Consider the following 22,521-nt stretch of genomic DNA (forward strand, 5'->3'; position numbering starts at 1 on the left):
GCCCCCTCTTCCGCATCCGATGATTGGCAGACGGCTCAGAAGTCCATGCCGCACCCGAAGCCGGCTGTTGCCGACTTCGGAACCCAGGTGATGGGCGGCATTCAGGTCTTCTGATCGGAGATCAGAAGTCCATGCCGCACCCGAAGCCGGCTGTTGCCGGCTTCGGCACCCCAAGTGATGGGCGGCCTTGGAACTTCTGATCGGAGATCAGAAGTCCATGCCGCACCCGAAGCCGGCTGTTGCCGGCTTCGGCACCCCAAGTGATGGGCGGCCTTGGAACTTCTGATCGGAGATCAGAAGTCCATGCCGCACCCGAAGCCGGCTGTTGCCGGCTTCGGCACCCCAAGTGATGGGCGGCCTTGGAACTTCTGATCGGAGATCAGAAGTCCATGCCGCCCATGCCGCCGCCCGGCATCGCCGGCGGAGCTTCCTTCTTCGGCAGCTCGGCGACCATGGCCTCGGTTGTGATGAGGAGGCCCGCCACCGACGCGGCGTCCTGCAGCGCGGTGCGCACCACCTTGGCCGGATCGACGATGCCGGCTTCGAGGAGGTCGACATAGGCCTCGGTCTGGGCGTCGAAGCCCAGCGTCTGCGACGAGGACTCGAGCAGCTTGCCGACGACGATCGAGCCTTCCACGCCGGCGTTCTCGACGATCTGGCGGATCGGCGCCTCAAGCGCGCGCAGCACGATATTGATGCCGGCCTGGACGTCCGGATTGGCGTTCTTCATTCCGGCGATCGCCTGCTTGGCACGCAGGAGCGCGGTGCCGCCGCCCGGCACGATGCCCTCTTCCACCGCGGCGCGGGTGGCGTTGAGGGCGTCCTCGACGCGGTCCTTCTTCTCCTTCACCTCGATCTCGGTGGCGCCGCCGACGCGGATCACCGCGACGCCGCCGGCGAGCTTGGCCAGCCGCTCCTGCAGCTTCTCGCGGTCGTAGTCGGAGGTGGTCTCCTCGATCTGCGCCTTGATCTGGGCGACGCGGGCCTCGATGTCGGCCTTCTGGCCGGCGCCGTCGACGATGGTGGTCTTTTCCTTCTCGATGATGATCTTCTTGGCGCGGCCAAGCATCTGAAGGTTGACGTTCTCAAGCTTGATGCCGAGGTCTTCGGACACCACCTGGCCGCCGGTGAGGATGGCGATGTCTTCGAGCATCGCCTTGCGGCGGTCGCCGAAGCCCGGCGCCTTCACCGCCGCGACCTTGAGGCCGCCGCGCAGCTTGTTGACGACGAGGGTGGCGAGCGCCTCGCCCTCGACGTCCTCGGCGACGATCACCAGCGGGCGCGAGGACTGCACCACGGCTTCGAGCACCGGCAGCATGGCCTGCAGGCCCGACAGCTTCTTCTCGAACACCAGGACGAAGGCGTCCTCGAGCTCGGCAACCATCTTCTCGGCGTTGGTGATGAAGTAGGGCGAGATGTAGCCGCGGTCGAACTGCATGCCCTCGACGATCTCGACGTCGGTATCGAGGCTCTTGGCCTCCTCGACGGTGATCACGCCCTCATTGCCGACCTTCTGCATGGCGTTGGCGATCATCTCGCCGATCTGCTTGTCGCCATTGGCGGAGATGGTGCCGACCTGGGCGACCTCCTCCGACGACTTCACCTTCTTGGCGCGGCCGGCGATGTCGACGAGCACCGCGGCGACGGCGAGGTCGACGCCGCGCTTGAGGTCCATCGGGTTCATGCCGGCGGCAACCGCCTTGGCGCCTTCCTTGACGATGGCCTGGGCCAGCACGGTGGCGGTGGTGGTGCCGTCGCCGGCCGTGTCGTTGGTCTTGGAGGCCACCTCGCGCACCATCTGCGCGCCCATGTTCTCGAACTTGTCCTCAAGCTCGATTTCCTTGGCGACGGTGACGCCGTCCTTGGTGATGCGCGGGGCGCCGAACGCCTTGTCGAGCACGACGTTGCGGCCCTTGGGGCCGAGCGTGACCTTTACGGCGTTGGCGAGAATGTCGACGCCGCGCAGCATCTTCTCGCGCGCGTCGGCCGAAAACCGGACTTCCTTCGCAGCCATTTCAGATTCTTCCCTGATGGTCCGAAGCCACCGGCCCCGGCGGGGGCCCACGGCGGCTCACATTGAAGTGGGGAGGCGGCCGCGAGGCTGCGGCCGCAACGGGCTCAGCCGATGATGCCGAGGATGTCGGATTCCTTCATGATCAGGAGATCCTGGCCGTCGATCTTGACCTCGGTGCCGGACCACTTGCCGAACAGCACGCGGTCGCCGGCCTTGACGTCGAGCGGAACCAGCTTGCCGGCCTCGTCGCGCGCGCCCGGGCCGACCGACACCACCTCGCCCTGCTGGGGCTTCTCCTGGGCGGTGTCCGGAATGATGATGCCGCCGGCGGTCTTCTGCTCGGCGTCGATGCGCTTGACGACGACGCGGTCGTGCAGCGGACGAAAGGTGCTCGCCATGGAAGTCTTCCTTGAATAACGGAGCCTCGATCAACGGAGCCTTGAGTCAGCACCCGTGAAACGGATTATGCGGTTTTCCGGCTGATCAAGCTGGAGAACCGTCTTCAATTCGCCGAAAATCCCGTTGTCGACCAAGGGGTTTTCGGCGAGACCGCTTCCGGCATCCCGAAGGGATCAGCCGGAAACCGTGGTATTCGACCCGCGCCAGCCCCGAGGGACGGCACCCTGATCCGCGCTGTTAGCACTCCACATTGATGAGTGCTAAGCGCCTGTTGGCGAGATAGTCAGCCGCCCCCGACAAGTCAAGTCCCGGAACGTCAAGCGAACCGGCTGCACGGCCACGCTCCGCGCTCAGTCATGGTCAACGAGCACAGCGGCCGGGCGGGCCAGACAGGCGGGCCAGCCAGATAGGCGAGCCAGGCGGGGGGACGGCACGCGGGAACCGCGTCGCGCGGGCCGCCGTCACTCCAGCCCGTAGCGCCGTCTCAGGTCCTCGATGCGCTCGCGCTCGGCGGCGAGCGTGCATTGCGCGCGTTCCTCGAAGATATTCGCCTTGGGGCCACGTTCGAGAAAGACGAGCTGGCCGCATTCGAGATTGCGCGCCTCCTTCCAGCGCGCATGCACCTCGTCCAGCACGCGGATCCAGCGCGAACGGTAGCCGGGGGGCAGATCGCTGCGCGCCTCGACCGAGGTGCGCGCGGCCGCGACCGTCATCTCCAGCATGCGGCGGCTGAACTCCAGCGTCGCATAGAGGCAGCGGTTGAACAGGATGCGCGACAGGCTGCGGTCGCAACCGCCGAGCGGACGCTCGCGGCTCGGCAGCACCACCTCGAAGGGAGGGCTGCCGGCCGGCCCCGCCCCTGCCGGACTGCCGAGATTGTAGTACGGCATGAAGCCCGGCGCGATCTGGCGGACGGCGGGCGGCGCGCCGTCCTCCGCGCGGCTGGCCGCCGGGCTGCAGAGCGCCGGCAGCAGGACAAGCAGGGCCGCAACGCCGCGGCTTGGCGCCCGAAAGAGAGATCGGTCGCTCAGCGATCCCACGGCCGCCTTTCCCGCTCGACCCTGCCCGGCACCTTGGCCTCGACCCCGGCATTGCGCAACGCCCGCGAGAAGCCGGCGAGCACCGGCTCCGGGACGTCGACCAGACGCGGCAGAACCATTTCGCGAACCACCGTGTCGCTCGACTGGAACGCCTCGACGGCCTCGCGCATCACGCGGCTCTTCAGCAGGGTGATGAACTCATGCAGCACCGGCTCGCGCAGATCCTCCGGCACCGTGGCGAGCAGCGGCAGCATCAGCCGGCTGCGCTTGCGCATGATCCAGGCCTCGTTCGCCCCCAGCGCGTAGGACAGGCGCAGCCGGTCATAGCTGCCGGGTTGGATGCCGACCTGGGTCGCCTCCTGCCAGAACAGCGCAAACCAGAACAGCGGCTCGTGCGGCGAACAGACCAGCAGGCGTCGTGCCGCCTCGCGGAAATCGTCCCAGGCGATGCGGCCGGCATCGTCGCCCTCGGCCGCCTCCGCGACGCGCAGGCGGAACAGCGCCACCGCCCGCCAAGTCGCGACCTCGCACGCAAGCTGCGGCTCCAGACGGTCGGCGATCGGCCCCAGCCGCGCGATCGCCTGCGGCGGCAGGGTCTCCTCATTGAGGATGCGCCGCCCGGCCGCGAGCACGGCATCGTCGCGGACGGTCAGGGGGACGACCGTCGCCACCCACCACAGGCCGCACAGGACGACCGCCAGGGAAACCAGCCGGATAGACAGAGCCGCCACGTATCCCCCGCCCACTGTCGTCCCGTTGCTGCTCATGCGGAATCCGCCCCGAGGGGCCGCAGATCCGCGCTCTAGAGCATTCTCCGCACTAGCGGGAACCGGTTTTGCGAAAGAGAATGCGATAATTCAAAGAGTTAGCGCGCCAGATCTGATGCAGTCAGATCGGATCGCGCTCCAGGCGTCCGCCGACCTGAGTGAACCAAGCCGACGCACTCGAGTCTTCGAGTTGTCGCAGTCTCTATCGCAAAACCGGTTCCCGCTAGTGCGGAGAATGCTCTGGAGCCCGTCTCGAACGGCCCCATGCGTCGGGGTTTGGGGCCGCTGGCATCAGTCGTGATAGCCGTAGCGGGAATAGTATTTGTTGAAATAGTACGAGCCCTTGTAGGTCTCGAATTTCGACATCGCCTTGACGTTCACCTTGTTGAGGACGGCGCCGAGCAGGCGGTCGCGGATGGCCTCGGACGACTGCAGCGCCTCGGCCACGACGTCGATCTTGGTGCGGCCCCAGTCGATCACGAACAGGAAGCCGTCGATCTGCGGCGCCATGGCCCGCGCGTCGACCACCGGCCCGAGCGGCGGCAGGTCGACGATGATGTAGTCGTAGAGGGTGCGCAGATGGTCGAGCACCTGCTTCATCGCCGCCGACGTCAGGATATCGTTGGTGTTGGCGATGCGCTCCTTGACGACGGTCGGCAGCAGATGAAGGCCGGTGACCGGATCGACCATCAGCACCGCATCGAGCGCGACCTGGCCGGACAGCACCTCGACGATCCCGGCCCGGACACCGGACTCGTCGGCCGCCACCATGCGGCGGGACAGGGACGGGTTGCGCAGGTCGGCGTCGAGCAGCAGCGTCTTCTTGCCGCTGTGGGCGATCATCTGGGCGAGGTTGGCGGCGACGGTGGACTTGCCCTCGTTGGGAATGGCCGAGACGACGCCGAGCACCCTGACGGGACGGCTGATCTGGGCAAGGTCGGCCGCCACCTTGACGCTTCGCAGCGTCTCGGAGAAGCGCGAGAATGGGGCGTCGATCGTGTAGCGGAGCAGGCCGCCGTCCGACGAGACGCCGCCCCGGCCCTCGGCCTCCGCGGCCGGCACGTCGGATCCCGCACCGGCGCTCGCGGCCGCGCCGGGCCCGCTCGGCCCGGATTTCGCGGTCGCCCTGGCGCCGGGCCGGCCCGCCGGCTTGGTCGCGGCCCGGGTCGGCCGCACCAGGGGCAGCAGGCCGAAGCAGCTGATGCGCAGGAAATGCTCGACGTCGCTGACCGTGCGGAACACGCGATCGAGCTGCTCGCGCAGGAAGCCGACGCCGACCCCGCCGAGCAGGCCGATGAAGATCGCGATCGCCATCACCACCGACAGCCTGGGATAGCTCTTGGCGAACGGTCGGGAGGCGCTGGTGATGACGCGGGCCTCGGTGATCGGGAACGACTGCTGCTGCAGCGCCTCGGTGTAGCGCTGCAGGAAGCTGTCGTAGAGGGTCTGGTAGGTCTGGGCCGTGCTCTCCAGGTCGCGCAGCGCGATCTGCGCCTGATTGGTGGTGCCGGCGTCGCGGATCACGTCGTTCATGCTGGCCAGGATCGACTCCTCGCGGACCTTGGCGATCTCGTAGTCGCTCTTGTAGGTCTCGGCGATGCGCTTGAGCTCCTCCTGCATCACGCGCTTGAGCTGGGTCATTTCGGTTCGCAGCTTCAGCACGGCGATGTGGTCCGACCCATAGCGCTGCGCCCAATCGGCCTCGCGCTTGTTGGCGTCGAGCAGTTGCTGACGCAGCCGGGTGATGACCTCGTTGCGCAGCACGTCCGCCACCACGGCCTCGCCGATCTCGCCGCCCGAGCGCAGGATGTCGTCGACGCGGTCGAGCTTGGCCTTGGCTTCCGCCGTCTGGGCGCGGGCCTGGGTCAGCTGGGAGTTGATCTCCTGGAGCTGCTGCTCGCCGATCAGCCGGGTGCCGGTGCCGCCGGTCGAGAAGCTGATGATGTTGTTTCGCTGCTTGAAATCCTCGACCGCGCGCGCCGCCTGCTGGGCCTGGTCGCGCAGCTCCTTGATGCGATCCTGCATCCACACCGAGGCGCGGCGGGTGGCCTGATACTTGGCCTCGAGCTGGTCGACGATGTAGGCCTCGGCCAGGGCGTTGGCCACCTGCGCCGCCTTGTTGGGATCGAGCGCGGAGAACGAGTATTCGATCACATAGGAGCGGCCGAGCTGCTTGACCTTGAGATTCTTCTTCAGGTAGCCGACCGCCCTGCGCTCGAGATACTCGGTGGAGACCTCCTCGTCATTGCCGCCGCCGAAGAGAATGGAGATGCCGTCGCTCACCGCGCCGATCACCGTTCCGACCACGCTGGGCGCGCCGCCGACGAACTCCGGATCCTCGATGAGCTTGAGGTCGCGGATGACCGCGAGCGCCACGTTTTCCGACTGCAGGAGCTGCACCTGGCTGTCGACGGCGGCATTGTCGATCATGCCGTCGGCGAGCACCGACTGCTGCTGGAACAGCTGGATCTTGCGGGTGTCGATGATCAGCTGGCCCGCTGCCATGTAGGTCGGCGGCGTGGTCAGCATGAAGATGGCGCCGAGAACGAGGCCGACCACCGCGCCGACGACGATCACGGTCAGGTTGCGGCGAAGAAATGTGTAGAGACTGACGAAATCGAACCCGGCTTCGGCCGTCTCCGCCTGCTCCGGCGTGCCGGCTGTCCGATCGACCTGCAGCATGATCACCCTGCCCCGAATGTCCCGGGTCCGCATGCCCTCGGGACGCTGTCGTGAAATCTCAGTCCGCGCGCGCTTTGTCCACGCGTTTCGTTTTGTCCACGCGTTTCAAGGTCGACGGCTTTGGGGCGCGCCGTTCGTTCGCCGACAAACCCGTTGTTGCTCGAAAGACCCAAGTCGCTCGAAAGACCCAAGTCGCTCGAAAGACCCAAGTTGATCGAAACACCCTGTTTGATCGAAAGACCCTTGTCCCTCGATAAAGACCCTTGTCCCTCGATAAGGTCGCCGTCGGTCGAAAGGCCCCTCTGTCGCCTGGAAACCCACTCCCGCTCCCCGGGCCGGCCTCGATCCCAAGGCCGGCCTCGATCCCAAGGCCGGCCTCGATCCCAAGGCCGGCCTTGGCCGGACACACCCGAAGGGTCTTGTGCGCACCGCCAACAACCGAACACAGTCAACAACCGAGCAAGCCAGCAATTGAGCTCGCCGGCAACCGAGCAATGCCGGCAAACCGCATTCCGGCCGCTGCGCCACGCCGGCACGGCTGCCTGTTCGTCTCACGCCGACCTCCCGGCGCATCCGCAATCCCGCAACCGGTTCTGCACGAAGCAAAACACGCCCTGCCCAAAACACGTCCTGCCGTCCTGCAAGACGTGTCTGCGCCGCGAAATGTCAGGACGGCCGCTCAGAATGGGCTGATCGAGTTGGTGTACGAATAATATGAGTTGTTGCGGGTCACCGAGGCGCCGGCGCCACCGCCGCCGGTGATCGGATTGGAGCTGCTCGTGCCATAGGCAGTGTTGCCCTGGGCGGCCCCGCCGCCACCGCCCCCGCCGGAACCGGCAATCGACCCGACAGGCCCTGCGCCACCGCCGGCACCGCCGCCGAGGCCCGCAGTATCCGGATTGAGCCCGGTCGAGCGGTTATAGCCGGCGACCAGGAACGAGTTGCCACGCGCCACCAACTCCTGGACCAGCCGCAGATTGTCGAGATCCTTGCGCGCCATGAGATCGGCCGCCAGTCGTCCCAGCACCTCGCCGACCGTCTCGGACTGGGCCGAATTCAGGTTCGCCAGCAGCCCCTTGATATGGTTGAGCGCCACACCGAGCTGGTTGGCGTTGGCATCGAGGAAGCCCCGCAGCGCCGCGGCAAACGACGCGCCGCCCGCCGGAAAGCGCTGGGTGATCTCGGCCGGGGTGGTTTCGAGAGTGATTGGCGCGCCCTGCTGGCCGGCGCTCGCTTGCGGCCCGGAAGGCGCCTGCTGGGCACTGACGCTCGCCATCGGCAGCACCCACAATCCCGCCGCCCCCAGTGAAAGCGCGATCGCCTTGAGTCGGATCGAGGTCATGCGAAAAATCCCTTCAACGTCGGCGGCAACGTACAGCAATCGCCCATCTTCTGCAACCTTGCGTTAACGGGCCGCGCATCCGCAAAATCCGGCCGGCGTCACGGAAAAGTCACGCAAGATGATTGATTTCAGCCCATTCTTTCGCTGAACCGGTGCAACCACGCCGACGGTCCGGTGCCAAACGCGCTGATTCGCGCGCAATTCTTCTATTGTTGGTTGCGGTCGACAAGGCGGCAGCCTTTTCCGCGATTCTTCCCTTGCGGAAGACCGCGGCGAACTCCCCGGCAGTTTGCGCCAGGGGTGGCGTCGAGACCGCGTGAAGATGCGGGTAAAGTTACGGGTGAAGCTGCACATCAGGATCGGGGTGAAGATACAGTCCGCGGCCGATAGATCGCCTCAATGGGACGGAAGAGCTGCCCCCGCGGCCAGCAGAGATCGCGGCGATGGCCCCCTTGCCCGCCACGCCCTGCGGGCAAGCCGGGCACAAGAGCATTTTCCGCAAAAGTGGATACCGGTTTTGCGAAAGAAAATGCGACAAACCAGAAACGTAGAGCGTTATCCGATCTGATGCAGTCAGATCGGATAACGCTCTAAGGACGCTCGCCGCTGAAGCCGGCGCTTCGTATGATATGGTTTCTGGCCGATCAAGCCTTCGAGCCGTCGTCCGATCGCCGAAAAGCCCGCTGTCGCGAGCCTCTCTCGGGACTGAGGTTTTCGGCGTGACCGCGTCCGGGTTCCCGAAGGGCTCGCCCGGAAACCGCATGACCGGCCGCCATTCGCTTCGCGCAGACAATTCGCGGGCCGACGTTTCGTGGACCACACGTCTTGGACCGCACACTGCGCGGGCCGGGGGCGTCCCGCCGTCCTTCGCCGCTTGACCCAGGAGACGACCCGATGAGCTGGATCGCCACGCCCGCCGCTGGGCACTATCCTTTGTACATGCGCTGGCTTTTCGCCTTTCGCGACGCCATCGGCCAGCCGGTCTCCGAGCCGGTGCGCCAGTGGGCGCGTACGCCGCGGGTGCTGCGGGCATTCCTGCGGCTCTACCGGGCGATCGACCGCACCGCCTCGCCGATCGAGCCCGCCCTGCGATCGCTGATCATGGTGCGCGTGTCGCAGATCAATGTGTGCCCGTTCTGCATCGACCTCAACGCCTCGCGCGCCCTGGAGCGCGATGTCGCCGAGGACAGGCTGTGGGCGCTCGACCGTTTCGAGACCTCGGACCTGTTCAGCGAGCGCGAAAAGGCGGCGCTGGCCTTCACCGAAGCCGTCACCATCACCGGCCGCGTCGTCGATCCCGCGCTGAAGGCGCGGCTCGGCGCCGCCTTCCCGGCCGACGCGATCGTCGAACTGGCCGCGCTGATCGCCTTCCAGAACATGTCGAGCAAGTTCAACGCCGCCCTCGAAATCCCCGCCGCGGGCATCTGCCGGGTGCCGATTGCGGCCGGCACGGCGGCGTGAGCGCGCCAAGGCGCGGCGAACAGACTAGAGCGTTCTCCGCAAAAGTGGATACTGGTTTTGCGAAAGAGAATGCGACAAACCAAGAACTTAGAGCGTCCGCCCGGTTCAACCGGATCGGCGGATGCTCTACGGTTCTCCAGCTTGATCGGCCGGATGTCGCATCACAACGCGCTGTTTGGGATTGGCACAGCGCCAGGTTTTCGGTAGGGAATGCTTGGTTCGGTCAAGATTTTCGGCCTATTCGCAGCGAATCGGCTGCGGGAATAGGTTGTCATGAGCACGCCTCCCCATGAGCACGCCTCCCGTCGTGCGTGGACATCTCGCCCGGCATCTTGAGGATTTTGCCAAGGCGAAGGACGTTGCCAGGCCCGCGGCCGACAGCCGCCCGGCCGAGGCGTCCTCGCATTCGCCTGCCATCGCGGCGCCAACCGCCGAGGGCGCCGCGCCGGCGGAGCACACGGCGTCCCGCCAGGCTGCTGCAGCCCCCGCCAGCGCGCCGGCCACTGCGTCCTCTCCGCAGCGCATCCTTCTCCCGCCCGGCAGCCGGATCGACCGGCTGGTCTGACGAGCGCCCGAAAGATGGCTGTGCCATGGGGCGGCCGCCGTCAGCGCGCCGTCAGGCGGTCGCACCTAGGGTCACGCCGCCGGCCGCGCCCCGGGTGAAGCCGCGCGCGAAAGGTTTCGCTTCAATCCCGTCCGGGAGACATGACGTGATCCACCGGAAACCGCATCAGAAGGAGAAGGTAGCATGCGCGCATCGCTCTCCGGCCGAATTGGCCTTGCCGCCCTGTGGCTGGCGGTGGCGTCCCCGGCCCTGGCCGCCGACGACGGCCGCACCGCCATCGACCTGCCGCCCGATGTGCGCGCCGCGTTCCTGGAGGAAATGCGCACGCACATGGGCTCCCTCGACGGCGTCATCCAGCTCTTGTCGTCGGGCGACATCAAGGGCGCTGGCGCATTCGCCCGCAAGGAGATGGCCATCGGCCGCGGCAAGGGCTTCGGCCGCTACATGACGCCGGAATTCCGCGAGATCGGCTTCGGCTTCCATCGCGCCGCCGACGACTTCGCCCGCATCGCCGAGCGCCTGCCCGAGAAGCCGGACAGCGCCGGCTGGGCGGAGCTGATGGGCGGACTTGCGGTGGTCACCACCCACTGCAACGCCTGCCACGGCGCGTTCCGTCTCAAATAGAGCATTCTCCGCAAAAGTGGGAACCGGTTTTGCGGAAGAGAATGCGACAACTCAAGGACTTAGAGCGTCCGCTCGGTTCCATCGGATCGGCGGATGCTCAAGCCGATGCCGGCTGGCCCTCGGCGGTCGCCTGCAGGTCGGCGAACAGCCGCTCGACATCGGCGCGCGTGCAGAGTTCCGTGCCCGGCGTCAGCACCGCCGCGGTGCCGGCCGCCATGCCGAGCTTGAACGCCTCGCGCGGCGGCAGGCCGCGCGCCAGCCCGAGGGTCATTCCCGCCACGAAGCTGTCGCCGGCGCCGACCGCGCTCTTCGCCTCGATCGGCATCGCCGGCAGCCGCAGGATGCCGCCCGGCTCGGCCAGGAACGCGCCGAGATGGCCGAGCGTGACCGCCAGCAGCGCCACCTTCCCCGAACCGACGAGCTCCATCGCCGCCGCGTGCTGGGCCTCAGGATCCGGCAGCTTGCGCCCGACCAGGAGTTCGAACTCGCCGAGGCTCGGCTTGACGAGGTGAAGGCCGCCCACAGCCACCGCCGCGCGCAGCGCCGGCCCGGACGTGTCGACCACCAGCCTGGCGCCGGTGCGCCCGGCAAGCTCGCCGACGCGGACATAGAAATCCTCCGGCACGCCGCGCGGCAGGCTGCCGCTGGCGACCAGATAGTCGCAGTCGACATCGGCCAGCGCGTCGAGGCAGCTCTGCCATTCCTGCGGCTGCAGTTCCGGCCCCTCGGGCACGAACCGGTATTCGAGCCCGGTCGAGCGCTCGAACACGCTGTGGCTGATCCGCGTGTCCTGGGCGATGTCGACCCGGTGGATGGCGATGCCGCGCTTTTTGATCAGCGTATCGAGGATCGGCCCGGTCGCGCCGCCCGCGGCATAGACCGCGCAGGTCGCGCCGCCGAGCTCGGCCACCACGCGCGCGACATTGATGCCGCCGCCGCCCGGATAATAGCGCTCGTTGCTGGTCCTGATCTTGTGGGTGGGGCGGATGGCGTCGGTTTCCGCAGCGCCGTCGATCGACGGGTTGAGGGTCAAGGTGACGATCGGCTTCATCGGCGCATATCCCTGGTTCGAGGCCCGGTCCTTCGCCGGCCGGCGGCAGACCCGCGGGCCTGGCGCGGTTCCTTGCTGTCACCGGTTTTGGTGAATGAACGATTACGGTCGTTCCTCGAATGTTTTACCCGACGAGAGGTCCCTCTTAGCACCCCGTCAGTATGGTCGCCTCGCACGGCAGTTCGGGAGGCGCGAGATGAAGCGATTGGCTGCGAGCATGCTGGTGGTCGGAGCGGTGACGCTGACGGCGGAAACCCCTGCCCGCGCCATGCCCCTGTCGGCAACGCGGCTGGCCAATCCCATCCCGAAGAGCACGCCGATGCGGCTCGGGCCGGCGGTGCTGGCGCCCATCGCCGCCGTCCGCTTCTGCATGGATTTCGAGAGCGAATGCCGCGCGGGCGAGGACGGCGCCACCATGGTCGCGCTCACCGAGGAGCGCTGGGCCGATCTCGACGAGGTCAATCGCTCCGTCAATGCGGCGATTCGGCCGCGCTCCGACGACGGTCTCGACATCTGGAACCTGGATGCCGCTGCCGGCGACTGCGACGACTATGCGGTGCGCAAGCGCCACATCCTGATCTCGCGCGGCTGGCCGCGCGGTGCCGTCGGCTTGGCCATCGCCCGCATCCCCAGCACCGAGTACCACCTCGTCGCCGTCGTCGCCACCGACCGGGGCGACTTCGTGCTGGACAACCTCCGCGACCGGGTGGTGCCCTGGTCGCGCACCGGATACCGCTGGATGATGCGATCGAGCGCGGAGGATCCGCGCCTGTGGCTGGCGATCGCCGGGCCGCCCCGCGACCGGCCCGGCCGCCGCGCCGTGCCGGTGGCGTACAATCGCAGCACGCCCACCGCAAAGGCCCGGAAAGACACGCTGTCACAATGACAGCGCGGCCGGCGGGCCGGCTGTCGCGCCTTCTGTCGCGCCTGGCCGATCAGGCCCGCTCCTTCAGCGGCATGCGGCTGACGCTCAGAACGTCGACCCGGTCGCCTTCGATCACCACGCACGACAGCCGCCCGGTCGCATAGGCGCCGGTGTCCACATTGATGCGGTTCGGCAAGACCTCGACGGCGGCAACCGGCGTGTGGCCGTGGACGATGCGCTTGCCGAAGTCGCCATGGTAGGACACGAACGGACCGCGGATATACATCAGGTCTTCCGCCGTCTGCTCGCTCAGCAGAACGCCGGGACGGACCCCGGCATGGGCGAAGAAGAAGCCACCCTGCTCATAGAACAGCCAAGTCTGCTCGAAGAACCTCTTGTGCGCCGGCGGCAGCTTGTTGATGAACTCGATGCGCGCGGCATCGAAATCTTCGGGCGTGCTCAGCGGGCGGTGCGACAGGCCATAGCTGGCGAGCGTCTCCAGGCCGCCGAACGCCCGCCAGGTGGCCAGGACGGTCGGCTCAGCGAGGAAGCGCAGCAGGCAGTCCTCGTGGTTGCCGCGAAGGCAGACGCGATGCCGGCCGCCGCCGGGCGGCTCGATCAGCATGTCGACGACGCCGCGCGACTCCGGTCCGCGATCGATCACGTCGCCCAGGAACAGTTCCACCGTCCAGGTGGCGGGGGGGCGCCGCGCCTCCTCGGCGTCGATCGTCTCCAGCATGCGCCCCAGCAGGTCGGCGTGGCCGTGAACGTCGCCGATGGCGTACACCCGGCATCCTTCGGTCAGGGCATGGACAACCGGGGGCAACTGCCCCGCCGCAGCCGGCTGCCGTCGATGCCTCAAGGCCCGCAGGATCATCGACCCGTTCCGTCTCGCTCCATAGCCCCCGACACGTCGACCGTCGCGGATCGCAGGATGCTCCAGCTTCTGTTCCGGTGCACGTTCCTTCGCAAAACCGAATCCCATATTTTGCGGAAAACGCGCCTCATTCTGCTTAAGGTTGCCGGGCGAACCACGCTACACCGCCGGACCCTCCGCCTTCGCCTGGATATATAGGCAGGCGCGGTCGCGCCTGAAACCGGGTCGCGGCAAATATCGCCGGCGCCGCCCCGCCTGCTTGCCGGCTGCGCCGGTCCGGCCGCCGCCACGCCGCACCTGCAACCGGCTTCGTCCCGCAACCCGCTTCCGCCTGCAACCGAGCTGGGCTATGGATCGGTCCGCCGAATTCGGGCGAAGACGAGCCGTGAGCCGGTACCGTGTCCCGCCTTTCCCACGCTGCCCTTTACACCGTCGTTGCGCTGGCGCCGCTGCCCTTCGGCTCCAACGAGCCGCTGTGGCTGGCGATGTGGATCGTGCTGCTGGCGGTCTCGCTGGTCTTCGCCGACTATCGCCACCTGCGGCCCTCCCATCTCGCGCTGCTGGCGCCGATGCTTGTCGCGGCGGCCGTCTACGGCTTGGTGGTGGCCCTGCAGTCGGCGGCCTTGCCCGGCCTGCTGCCGGACTATCCGTTGCATGAACGGGCGGCCGCGCTGCTCGGCGAGCCGCGGCTCACGCCGGTGCCGACGGCAACGCGCGATCTGCCCTGGCTCGCCATCGGGCCGGCGGTCGCCGCCTTCATGGCCTTCCTGGCGGGGTTCGTGACCGCCACCGATCGCGACTGCGCGGTGCGCCTGATGAAGGTCGTTGCCGTCGCGAGCCTCGCTTATGCGATCTACGGCCTGCTGATGATGGTCATCGACCCGCACATGCTGCTGTGGCGGGAACGGCCAGCCTATTCCGGCCGGATGACCGGCACCTTCGTCAATCCCAACACCGCGGCGACCTATTTCGGCATGGGCGCCGTCATCTGGGCCGCCCTGCTGTGCGTGCGGCTTCGCCACCATTTGCCCGACGACCGCGCCGATCTGAAGGATGTGCTGCGGCTCGGCTTCAGCCGCATGCCGCGCGAGATCACCCAGCCGACGCTTGCGCTGCTCATCTGCCTGGGGGCGGTGCTGGCCACCGGCTCGCGCGCCGGCAGCCTCTTGACCCTGCTGGCCGTGGCCGTCGCCGTGCTGCTGAGCTTCCGTCGCGAACTCAAGGGCGCCTCGCCGGGCTTGGCGGTGGTCGCCGCGGTCGCCGCGCTCGGCGTGGCCGCCGTCGAAATGTGGGGCGGCCTGCTCGAACAGCGCATCCAGCAGGGCGGCGTGACGGATTTCAGCCGGCTTCTGATCTTCCAGTCGAGCGGCGGGATCATCGCCGACCATCCCTGGTGGGGCACCGGGCTTGGCACCTTCGCCGCCGTCTTTCCCGCCTACCGGCCCGACGGGTTCATCTTCGGCATCGTCGACCGCGCCCACAACACGCCGCTCGAAGTGGCGGTCGAACTGGGCCTGCCGGCCGCCGCCGCCGTCGTGCTGGCCAGCCTTGCAACCCTCGCGCTGCTCTATCGCGGCGCGCTGAACCGCCGCCGAGACCGCGCCCTGCCGATCGCCGGCGCGGCGGTGGGTACGCTGACCTTCCTGCATGCCTTGGTGGATTTCCATCTGCAGACGGCGGGCTTCTTCCTGCCGTTCTGGGCCATCCTGGGCACGACCCTGGCGCAGAGCATATCAAGCATGTCCAGGCTGCAACGCGGCCGCGGCGAGGACGGCGAAGAGCCGCGGACCGGAGACATCCGGCCTGCGCCGGCGCGACCGGAGGTCGCACTGAACCGCTGAACCCACCCCTGCCGGCCGGATTCCGGCTGCAATTGCGGCCCATCCGCCGTATGGATGGCAACAGCGCAACGGCTGAGATACAGATGCCGGCGTTTCCCAAATTCGACGACCAACGCATCTTTGCCGCCGACCGCCGAGGAAAGATGCGATCCGAATCCGGCATTCACGAGGGGTTGAGAGAGAACATGCCCGCAACGACCAGCATTCCCGCGCACATCAAGAGCCAACGTCTGCGCGCATGGGTCAACGACATCGCGACACTGTGCAAGCCGGACCAGATCCATTGGTGCGACGGTTCCCAGGCCGAGTATGACGGGTTCTGCGAGCAGTTGGTGAAGAACGGGACCTTCAAGCGCCTCAATCCGGCCAAGCGCCCGGGCAGCTTCCTCGCCTTCTCCGACCCCTCCGACGTCGCCCGCGTCGAGGACCGCACCTACATCTGCAGCCTCAACAAGGAGGATGCCGGGCCCACCAACAATTGGATGGACCCGCGCGAGATGAAGGCGACGCTGCAGCCGTTGTTCGACGGCTCGATGCGCGGCCGCACCCTGTACGTCATCCCGTTCTGCATGGGACCGATCGGCTCGCCGATCTCCTATATCGGCTACGAGATCACCGACTCGCTCTACGTCGTCGTCAACATGAAGCTGATGACCCGCATGGGCCGCGCCGTCGACGACGCGCTGGGCGAGTCCGACGTGTTCGTGCCGTGCGTGCACACGGTCGGCGCCCCGCTCGCCCCCGGCCAGAAGGACGTCGCCTGGCCGTGCAACCCCACCGTCAAGTACATCGTCCACTTTCCGGAAGAGCGCTCGATCTGGTCCTACGGCTCGGGCTATGGCGGCAACGCCCTGCTCGGCAAGAAGTGTCTGGCGCTGCGCATCGCCTCGGTGCTGGGCCGCGACGAGGGCTGGATGGCCGAGCACATGCTCATTCTCGGCGTCGAGGATCCCAAGGGCAAGAAGACCTATGTCGCCGCGGCCTTCCCCTCGGCCTGCGGCAAGACCAACTTCGCCATGCTGATCCCGCCCAAGGAGATGGAGGGCTGGAAGGTCTCCACCATCGGCGACGACATCGCCTGGCTGAAGCCCGGGGCCGACGGCCGGCTCTACGCCATCAATCCCGAAGCCGGCTATTTCGGCGTGGCGCCCGGCACGAACTACACCTCGAACCCGAACTGCATGGAGACGATCCGCGCCAACACCATCTTCACCAATGTCGCGCTGACCGACGATGGCGACGTGTGGTGGGAGGGCATGGACGGCGCGCCGCCGGCCCACGCCATCGACTGGCAGGGCAATGACTGGACGCCCGATTGCGGCCGCAAGGCGGCCCACCCCAATTCCCGCTTCACCGTCCCCGCCAACCAGAACCCGGCGGTCGACAAGGAGTGGGAGAACCCGGCCGGCGTGCCGATCTCGGCCATCGTGTTCGGCGGCCGCCGCTCGACGGTCGTTCCGCTGGTCTATCAGCCGGTGAACTGGGCGTTCGGCGTCTACGCCGGCGCCACCATGGGCTCGGAGATGACCGCCGCCGCCTTCGGCAATATCGGCGAGGTTCGCCGCGACCCGATGGCGATGCTGCCGTTCGCCGGCTACCACATGGCCAGCTACTTCAATCACTGGCTCAATATGGGCCGCAAGGTCACGCAGCCGCCGCGCATCTTCTCCGTCAACTGGTTCCGCAAGGACAAGGACGGCAAGTTCCTGTGGCCGGGCTACGGCGAGAACATGCGCGTGCTGAAGTGGATCGTCGAGCGCGCCGCCGGCACCGCCCGCGCCATCGAGGGTCCGCTCGGCTACGTGCCGACCTATGACGACATCGACTGGCGCGGCCTCGACTTCTCGCGCGAGCAGTTCCACCAGCTGATGTCGGTCGACCGCGACGTCTGGCAGAAGGAAGTGCTCGGCCACGAGGAGCTGTTCATCAAGCTGTTCGACCGGCTGCCCAAGGAATTCATCGCCATGCGCCAGCTCCTGCTGTCGAACCTGTGGCGTTCGCCCAACCACTGGGAACTGCCGGACTACGCCCAGAACCAGTGAGCGAGTCGACGCGACCGGGCGGCCTGCGCCGCCCGGTTCCGGGGATCACGAAGCGATCAGCCGGAAACCACACCAAGCCTTCAATGCAAAACGGCCGCGGCGAACATTCGCCGCGGCCGTTTCGTCATGGGAGAGCGGCCGGTCAAACCGGGATTGATACGGTTTCCGGCCGATCAGGCCGGAGAACCGTATGCCGTTCGCCGGAAAATCCCTTCCAGATCAAGGATTTTTCGGCGAGATCGTTTCCGGTATCCCGAAGGGATCAACCGGAAACCGTATGAATCTCACTCCGCCGCGGTGGAGTGGAGCTGCTGGCGCTTCAGGATCAGCTTGTTCAGCGCGGCCAGGTACGCCATGGCCGAGGCCACCAGCGTGTCGGGATCGGCGCCGCGGCCGGTCACCGTCTTGCCGCCTTCCGACAGCCGCACCGACACCTCGGCCTGCGCGTCGGTGCCCTCGGTGACGGCGTGCACCTGGTAGAGCTCCAGCTTGGCCTCGTGCGGCACCAGCGCCTTGATGGCGTTGAACACCGCATCGACCGGGCCATTGCCCTCGGCCTCCTCCAGCATGCGCGTGCCATCGACTTCGAGCCGCATGGTGGCGCGCTGCGGCCCGTGGGTGCCGGCGATCACGCTCAGCGACACCAGCTTGATGCGGTCCTGGGCGGTGGCGATCTCCTGATCGACCAAAGCCTCGATGTCCTCGTCATAGACGTGCTTCTTGCGGTCGGCCAAGTCCTTGAAGCGGTTGAACGCATCCTCGAACTCGTTGTCGCCCAGCTGGTAGCCCAGCATCTTCAGCTTCTCGCGGAAGGCGTTGCGCCCCGAATGCTTGCCCATCACCAGCGAGGTCTGCTTCACGCCCACGCTCTCGGGCGTCATGATCTCGTAGGTCTGGGTGTGCTTGAGCATGCCGTCCTGGTGGATGCCGCTCTCGTGGGCGAAGGCGTTCCGGCCGACCACCGCCTTGTTGTACTGCACCGGGAACGAGGTCACCGCCGACACCAGCTTGGAGGCCCGCGTCAGCATCTCGGTCTTGATGCCGGTGGCGAACGGAAACACGTCCGCGCGCGTCCGGATCGCCATCACCACCTCTTCCATGGCGGCGTTGCCGGCGCGCTCGCCGATGCCGTTGACGGTGCATTCGATCTGGCGCGCGCCGGCGCGCACGCCGGCCAGCGAATTGGCCACCGCCATGCCGAGATCGTCATGGCAGTGCACCGAGAAGATCGCCTTGTCGGAATTGGGCACGCGCTCGCGGATCATCTTGATCAAGGCGAAATACTCGTCCGGCGTGGTGTAGCCGACAGTGTCGGGGACGTTGATGGTGGTGGCCCCGGCCTTGATCGCGCTCTCGATCACCCGGCACAGGAAGTCGTGCTCGGTGCGGGTGCCGTCCTCGCAGCTCCACTCGACGTCGTCGACATGGTTCCTGGCCCGGCTGACCTGGGCGATCACCATCTCGTGCACTTCGTCGGGCGTCTTCTGCAGCTTCCACTTCATGTGGACCGGCGAGGTCGAGATGAAGGTGTGGATGCGCGGCCGGCGCGCCGCCTTGATCGCCTCGGCGGCGCGGTCGATGTCCTTGAAGGCGGCCCGCGCCAAGGCGGCGACCGAGGCGTTCTTCAGTCGCGCCGCGATCATCGACACCGACTCGAAATCGCCATTGGAGGCGATCGGGAAGCCGGCCTCGATCACATCGACGCCCATCTCGTCCAGGAGGTCGGCGACCTGCAGCTTCTCCTCCAGCGTCATGGTGGCGCCGGGGCACTGCTCGCCGTCGCGCAGCGTGGTGTCGAAGATGATGACGCGGTCGTGGGCGGCCTCGGTCTGGGCGGATACGCCCTGCGCGCCTTCCGTCTGCGGCTTGGCAGTCATTGGGAAATCCTTGTCGTGGAGATCGCGGGCCTTCTCGCGTGGCCCCGTCTGCGGTTTCGGGAGGTTGCTCGCAAGGTCCCCTGAGCGCCCAGGCAAAAGCCCGGCCGGCCCTCAGGGGCGGCTAAGGAGCAGGATCCCGCGAAGCGCAAGGGCGCGCCGGAGCACCGCGTGCGCGGTCCGGTTCCAGGTGCGGCTCGTCGTCGAGCGGATCACCGTATTGCCCTCTGTCTCGCGCCCATAGACCCACGCTGTCCGCGCGGGCCGCAAACCACGAATGATCCCTTGTACCGGTTGCGAGGGCCGGTGGCAAGATGATGGGACAATCGGCTCCCTGCCGGCATGATGACCGGCGGAGCGCACCGCGAGACCCCGCCGAGAGGCCCCGCCAATCCCCGGACCCACCATGACCGACCACATCCGCGCCTTCGCCGAACGCCTGATCGACAAGGGGCCGGAGGCGCTGCCGCCGCGCGACCGCCGCGTCATCGAACACATCGCAAAGCGCCTCAGCGCCCGGCTGGACTGGTCGGCGGAATACGAGGAGAGCCTGACCTTCGGCCAGCGCCTCGCCGACGCGGTGGCGGCGTGGGGCGGCTCCTGGCCGTTCATCGTCAGCTTCGCCCTGGTGATGCTGGTGTGGATCGCGGTCAATCTCGGCCTCGCCGGCGGGACGCCCTTCGACCCCTACCCCTTCATCCTGCTCAATCTGGTGCTGTCGACGCTGGCGGCCATCCAGGCGCCGATCATCATGATGAGCCAGAACCGGCAGGCGGCGAAGGACCGCATCCAGGCGCTGCACGACTACGAGGTCAACCTCAAGGCCGAGGTCGAGATCGTCGCGCTGCACGACAAGCTCGACCGCCTGCGCAGCCAGGATCTGGCGGCGGCCGTGGCCCGTATCGAGGGCAGGATCGAGGCACTGTTGCACGTGCCCCGCTGATCCCCGCCCTCCACGGGCCCCGTCCGGTGCGCGGTCAGCGGCGGCGGAACTGCGGGCGGCGCTGGCCGCTGCCGATCGGGCCGGCGCTCTCCGACTTGTGGCGGAAATTGATGCGGCCACGCTCCAGGTCGTAGGGCGACATTTCCACCACCACCCGGTCGCCGGCGATGGTGCGGATGCGGTGCTTGCGCATCTTGCCGGCGGCATAGGCGAGAATTTCGTGGTCGTTGTCGAGCTTCACCCGGAAATTGCCGTCCGGCAAGACCTCGGTCACCACCCCATCGAATTCCAGCAGTTCTTCCTTCGACATGCCTTGCTCCTGAAATCTCAGCCCACCGGCCGCGCCACAGGCGCGAACCGGCTGCCCCGGCCCGGCCGCCGCGCCGGCTTGAGGAACGCCATGGCCGCGAAACTGGCGTCCGTGCCCGGTTCGCGTGCCGGCGGCCGTGCCGTCCCCGTCCGGGCGGCGGCCGGCCGCTGGGCAGCCTTGCCGCCCATCTGCCCGCGCTCACGACTCGACCTGGTGTCCTGCTTGGCGCCCGGATGGGCGTCCGAGGCAGCGGCGTGCCCGGCCGGCGACCTGACTGCAGGCCTGGCTGCCGGTTTGGCTGACGGCTTGGCCGTCCGCCCGGCGGCGCGCGGTGCCGCCCTGGACTCGTCCTCACCCTTCGGCACAGCCGCACCCCCGCCTGTCCGCACCCGCCCGCGCATGTCGACCGCCGGGATGGACGCGCGGATCAAGGTCTCGATGGCCTTGAGATAGGGCCGCTCCTCGGCATCGCACAGGGAGATCGCCACGCCGGTGGCGCCGGCACGGGCGGTGCGGCCGATGCGATGCACATAGCTTTCGGGCACGTTGGGCAAGTCGAAATTCACCACATGGCTGACGCCCGCGACGTCGATGCCGCGGGCGGCGATATCGGTTGCCACCAGCGTGCGCAGGCTGCCGTCGCGAAAGGCGGCGAGCACCCGCTCGCGCTGGTTCTGCGACTTGTTGCCGTGGATTGCCGCCGCCGGCAAGCCGGCTTTGTCGAGCATGCGCACGATTTTGTCGGCGCCGTGCTTGGTGCGGGCGAAGATGAGGGCCCGCTCCACCGGCTCGCGGCGCAGCACGTCGGCCAGGATCGCCGTCTTGTCGGCCTTGTCGACGAGCAGGATGCGCTGGTCGATGCGGTCGGCGGTCTTGGCCACCGGGGTCACCGCCACCCGCACCGGATCGCGCAGCATCTTGCCGGTCAGCGCCTCGATCTCCTTGGGCATCGTGGCCGAGAACAGCAGGCTCTGGCGATTGTGCGGCAACATCGCCTCGATCCGGCGGATGGCGTGGATGAAGCCCATGTCGAGCATCTGGTCGGCCTCGTCCAGCACCAGCACCTCGACCCGGTCGAGCCGCACGGCGTGGTGGTTCGCCAGGTCCATCAGCCGGCCGGGGGTGGCCACCAGCACGTCGACGCCCTGGGCCAGCGCCCGGACCTGCGGGTTCATCGACACCCCGCCGATCGCCAGCGCGACCCTCGGCCGCAGGTGCCGGCCATAGGTCTTCACGGCGGCGAGGATCTGGCTCGCCAGCTCGCGGGTCGGCGCCAGCACCAGCGCGCGCACCGCGCCCTTTTCGAGTCGGGCGGGGCCGCGATGGGCGGCGAGCCGGTTGAGGATCGGCAAGGTGAAAGCGGCGGTCTTGCCGGTGCCGGTCTGGGCGATGCCGATGAGGTCGCGCCCCGCGACCACCGGCGGGATCGCCTGGATCTGGATCGGGGTCGGATGAACGTGATTCTCCTCGGCGAGGGCGCGCAGGATCGGCGCGGCAAGGCCGAGCGTGGTGAAATCGGTCAAGGTCTGTCTTTCTTGCTGGCGCATCGTCCGCAAAGCGGGAAACCGGTCCTGCGAGCGAAAATGCATCAAACCAACATTTGGAGCGGCCGCTCCGGGCCATCGGGCCGGCGGCCGCTTGATTTAAGAGATCCGGCCCGCAAGGCCGGCGTTTCATATTCCGGTCGCCGAAATCCCGCTTTCGCACAGGGGAGTCCGGCGAGATCGAGCCCGCGGACCACGACGTGATCCCGCAGAACCCGAAATCGAGAGCGCAAACGCGACACGGCAGCGCCCATAGGGCACCGGCCGCGCGGCGCGGGGA

General features: G+C 67.6%; 18 protein-coding genes. 7 read left to right on the forward strand and 11 right to left on the reverse strand.

Going from position 1 to position 22,521, the window contains the following annotated elements; genetic code table 11:
• Positions 1-379: 379 nt before the first annotated feature.
• From groL to F1193_RS02790, 6 genes are all read right to left on the reverse strand, one after another.
• The gene (gene groL, locus F1193_RS02765) at positions 380-2,014 is read right to left on the reverse strand and encodes a chaperonin GroEL (protein ID WP_150096144.1); all 1,635 of its coding nucleotides are present in this window, start codon (positions 2,012-2,014) and stop codon (positions 380-382) included.
• Between the two features lie 104 nt (positions 2,015-2,118).
• Positions 2,119-2,412, reverse strand: coding sequence for a co-chaperone GroES (groES, locus tag F1193_RS02770; RefSeq protein WP_150096145.1), 294 nt, complete (start codon positions 2,410-2,412; stop codon positions 2,119-2,121).
• A 462-nt stretch (positions 2,413-2,874) separates the two neighbouring features.
• Complete coding sequence (locus tag F1193_RS02775; protein ID WP_150096146.1) at positions 2,875-3,453, reverse strand: DUF1311 domain-containing protein; 579 nt, start codon at positions 3,451-3,453, stop codon at positions 2,875-2,877.
• Entirely contained in the window at positions 3,441-4,184 is a 744-nt protein-coding gene (locus tag F1193_RS02780; RefSeq protein WP_150096147.1) for a hypothetical protein, read from the reverse strand. Before F1193_RS02780 ends, F1193_RS02775 begins: the two co-directional genes overlap by 13 nt.
• Positions 4,185-4,511: 327 nt before the next feature.
• Positions 4,512-6,902, reverse strand: a complete 2,391-nt coding sequence (locus F1193_RS02785; RefSeq protein WP_150096148.1) for a polysaccharide biosynthesis tyrosine autokinase — start codon at positions 6,900-6,902, stop codon at positions 4,512-4,514.
• 679 nt (positions 6,903-7,581) lie between these two features.
• Positions 7,582-8,283, reverse strand: a complete 702-nt coding sequence (locus F1193_RS02790) for a hypothetical protein (protein ID WP_150096149.1) — start codon at positions 8,281-8,283, stop codon at positions 7,582-7,584.
• An 855-nt stretch (positions 8,284-9,138) separates the two neighbouring features.
• Here F1193_RS02790 and F1193_RS02795 point away from each other — a divergent pair.
• From F1193_RS02795 to F1193_RS02805, 3 genes are all read left to right on the forward strand, one after another.
• Positions 9,139-9,705 carry a carboxymuconolactone decarboxylase family protein gene (locus F1193_RS02795; protein ID WP_150096150.1) on the forward strand — a complete coding sequence of 189 codons (567 nt, stop codon included), beginning with the start codon at positions 9,139-9,141 and terminating at the stop codon, positions 9,703-9,705.
• A 289-nt stretch (positions 9,706-9,994) separates the two neighbouring features.
• A complete protein-coding gene (locus tag F1193_RS02800; RefSeq protein ID WP_150096151.1) occupies positions 9,995-10,270 on the forward strand; it encodes a hypothetical protein in 276 nt (91 codons plus the stop codon).
• A gap of 183 nt (positions 10,271-10,453) precedes the next feature.
• Positions 10,454-10,894, forward strand: coding sequence for a hypothetical protein (locus tag F1193_RS02805; protein WP_150096152.1), 441 nt, complete (start codon positions 10,454-10,456; stop codon positions 10,892-10,894).
• Between the two features lie 97 nt (positions 10,895-10,991).
• Here the strand turns inward: F1193_RS02805 and F1193_RS02810 are convergent, their stop codons facing one another.
• Positions 10,992-11,945 carry a 1-phosphofructokinase family hexose kinase gene (locus tag F1193_RS02810; RefSeq protein WP_150096153.1) on the reverse strand — a complete coding sequence of 318 codons (954 nt, stop codon included), beginning with the start codon at positions 11,943-11,945 and terminating at the stop codon, positions 10,992-10,994.
• Positions 11,946-12,141: 196 nt separating this feature from the next.
• Between F1193_RS02810 and F1193_RS02815 the strand changes: the two genes are divergently transcribed.
• Positions 12,142-12,831: a transglutaminase-like cysteine peptidase gene (locus F1193_RS02815; RefSeq protein WP_170263293.1), complete on the forward strand. Its 690-nt coding sequence runs from the start codon at positions 12,142-12,144 to the stop codon at positions 12,829-12,831.
• A 49-nt stretch (positions 12,832-12,880) separates the two neighbouring features.
• On the opposite strand, the gene F1193_RS02820 is transcribed toward F1193_RS02815, so the two are convergent.
• Positions 12,881-13,636: a metallophosphoesterase gene (locus F1193_RS02820; protein ID WP_246164081.1), complete on the reverse strand. Its 756-nt coding sequence runs from the start codon at positions 13,634-13,636 to the stop codon at positions 12,881-12,883.
• Between the two features lie 449 nt (positions 13,637-14,085).
• On the opposite strand from F1193_RS02820, the gene F1193_RS02825 reads away from it, so the two are divergent.
• Positions 14,086-15,528, forward strand: a complete 1,443-nt coding sequence (locus F1193_RS02825; RefSeq protein ID WP_150096156.1) for an O-antigen ligase family protein — start codon at positions 14,086-14,088, stop codon at positions 15,526-15,528.
• Between the two features lie 185 nt (positions 15,529-15,713).
• Positions 15,714-17,570, forward strand: a complete 1,857-nt coding sequence (locus F1193_RS02830) for a phosphoenolpyruvate carboxykinase (GTP) (RefSeq protein WP_150096157.1) — start codon at positions 15,714-15,716, stop codon at positions 17,568-17,570.
• Between the two features lie 284 nt (positions 17,571-17,854).
• Here F1193_RS02830 and F1193_RS02835 read toward each other — a convergent pair whose 3' ends face one another.
• Positions 17,855-19,447: a 2-isopropylmalate synthase gene (locus F1193_RS02835; RefSeq protein WP_150096158.1), complete on the reverse strand. Its 1,593-nt coding sequence runs from the start codon at positions 19,445-19,447 to the stop codon at positions 17,855-17,857.
• Between the two features lie 403 nt (positions 19,448-19,850).
• On the opposite strand from F1193_RS02835, the gene F1193_RS02840 reads away from it, so the two are divergent.
• Positions 19,851-20,387: a DUF1003 domain-containing protein gene (locus tag F1193_RS02840; RefSeq protein WP_150096159.1), complete on the forward strand. Its 537-nt coding sequence runs from the start codon at positions 19,851-19,853 to the stop codon at positions 20,385-20,387.
• A 34-nt stretch (positions 20,388-20,421) separates the two neighbouring features.
• Here the strand turns inward: F1193_RS02840 and infA are convergent, their stop codons facing one another.
• Entirely contained in the window at positions 20,422-20,697 is a 276-nt protein-coding gene (gene infA / locus F1193_RS02845) for a translation initiation factor IF-1 (protein ID WP_126396589.1), read from the reverse strand.
• A 17-nt stretch (positions 20,698-20,714) separates the two neighbouring features.
• On the reverse strand, positions 20,715-22,244 hold the full coding sequence (locus tag F1193_RS02850) for a DEAD/DEAH box helicase (RefSeq protein ID WP_150096160.1): 1,530 nt from the start codon (positions 22,242-22,244) through the stop codon (positions 20,715-20,717).
• Between the last annotated feature and the right edge of the window lie 277 nt (positions 22,245-22,521).

The sequence above is a fragment of the Blastochloris sulfoviridis genome, assembly GCF_008630065.1.
GTDB classification, from domain to species: domain Bacteria; phylum Pseudomonadota; class Alphaproteobacteria; order Rhizobiales; family Xanthobacteraceae; genus Blastochloris; species Blastochloris sulfoviridis.

Excerpts from the sequence above, each read along its gene's own strand:
- infA (WP_126396589.1), bottom strand. The coding sequence starts at position 20,697 with ATGTCGAAGGAAGAACTGCTGGAATTCGATGGGGTGGTGACCGAGGTC.
- F1193_RS02810 (WP_150096153.1), bottom strand. The coding sequence starts at position 11,945 with ATGAAGCCGATCGTCACCTTGACCCTCAACCCGTCGATCGACGGCGCT.
- F1193_RS02805 (WP_150096152.1), top strand. The coding sequence starts at position 10,454 with ATGCGCGCATCGCTCTCCGGCCGAATTGGCCTTGCCGCCCTGTGGCTG.
- F1193_RS02815 (WP_170263293.1), top strand. The coding sequence starts at position 12,142 with ATGAAGCGATTGGCTGCGAGCATGCTGGTGGTCGGAGCGGTGACGCTG.
- F1193_RS02850 (WP_150096160.1), bottom strand. The coding sequence starts at position 22,244 with ATGCGCCAGCAAGAAAGACAGACCTTGACCGATTTCACCACGCTCGGC.
- F1193_RS02835 (WP_150096158.1), bottom strand. The coding sequence starts at position 19,447 with ATGACTGCCAAGCCGCAGACGGAAGGCGCGCAGGGCGTATCCGCCCAG.
- F1193_RS02785 (WP_150096148.1), bottom strand. The coding sequence starts at position 6,902 with ATGCTGCAGGTCGATCGGACAGCCGGCACGCCGGAGCAGGCGGAGACG.
- groL (WP_150096144.1), bottom strand. The coding sequence starts at position 2,014 with ATGGCTGCGAAGGAAGTCCGGTTTTCGGCCGACGCGCGCGAGAAGATG.
- groES (WP_150096145.1), bottom strand. The coding sequence starts at position 2,412 with ATGGCGAGCACCTTTCGTCCGCTGCACGACCGCGTCGTCGTCAAGCGC.
- F1193_RS02840 (WP_150096159.1), top strand. The coding sequence starts at position 19,851 with ATGACCGACCACATCCGCGCCTTCGCCGAACGCCTGATCGACAAGGGG.
- F1193_RS02830 (WP_150096157.1), top strand. The coding sequence starts at position 15,714 with ATGCCCGCAACGACCAGCATTCCCGCGCACATCAAGAGCCAACGTCTG.
- F1193_RS02800 (WP_150096151.1), top strand. The coding sequence starts at position 9,995 with ATGAGCACGCCTCCCGTCGTGCGTGGACATCTCGCCCGGCATCTTGAG.
- F1193_RS02795 (WP_150096150.1), top strand. The coding sequence starts at position 9,139 with ATGAGCTGGATCGCCACGCCCGCCGCTGGGCACTATCCTTTGTACATG.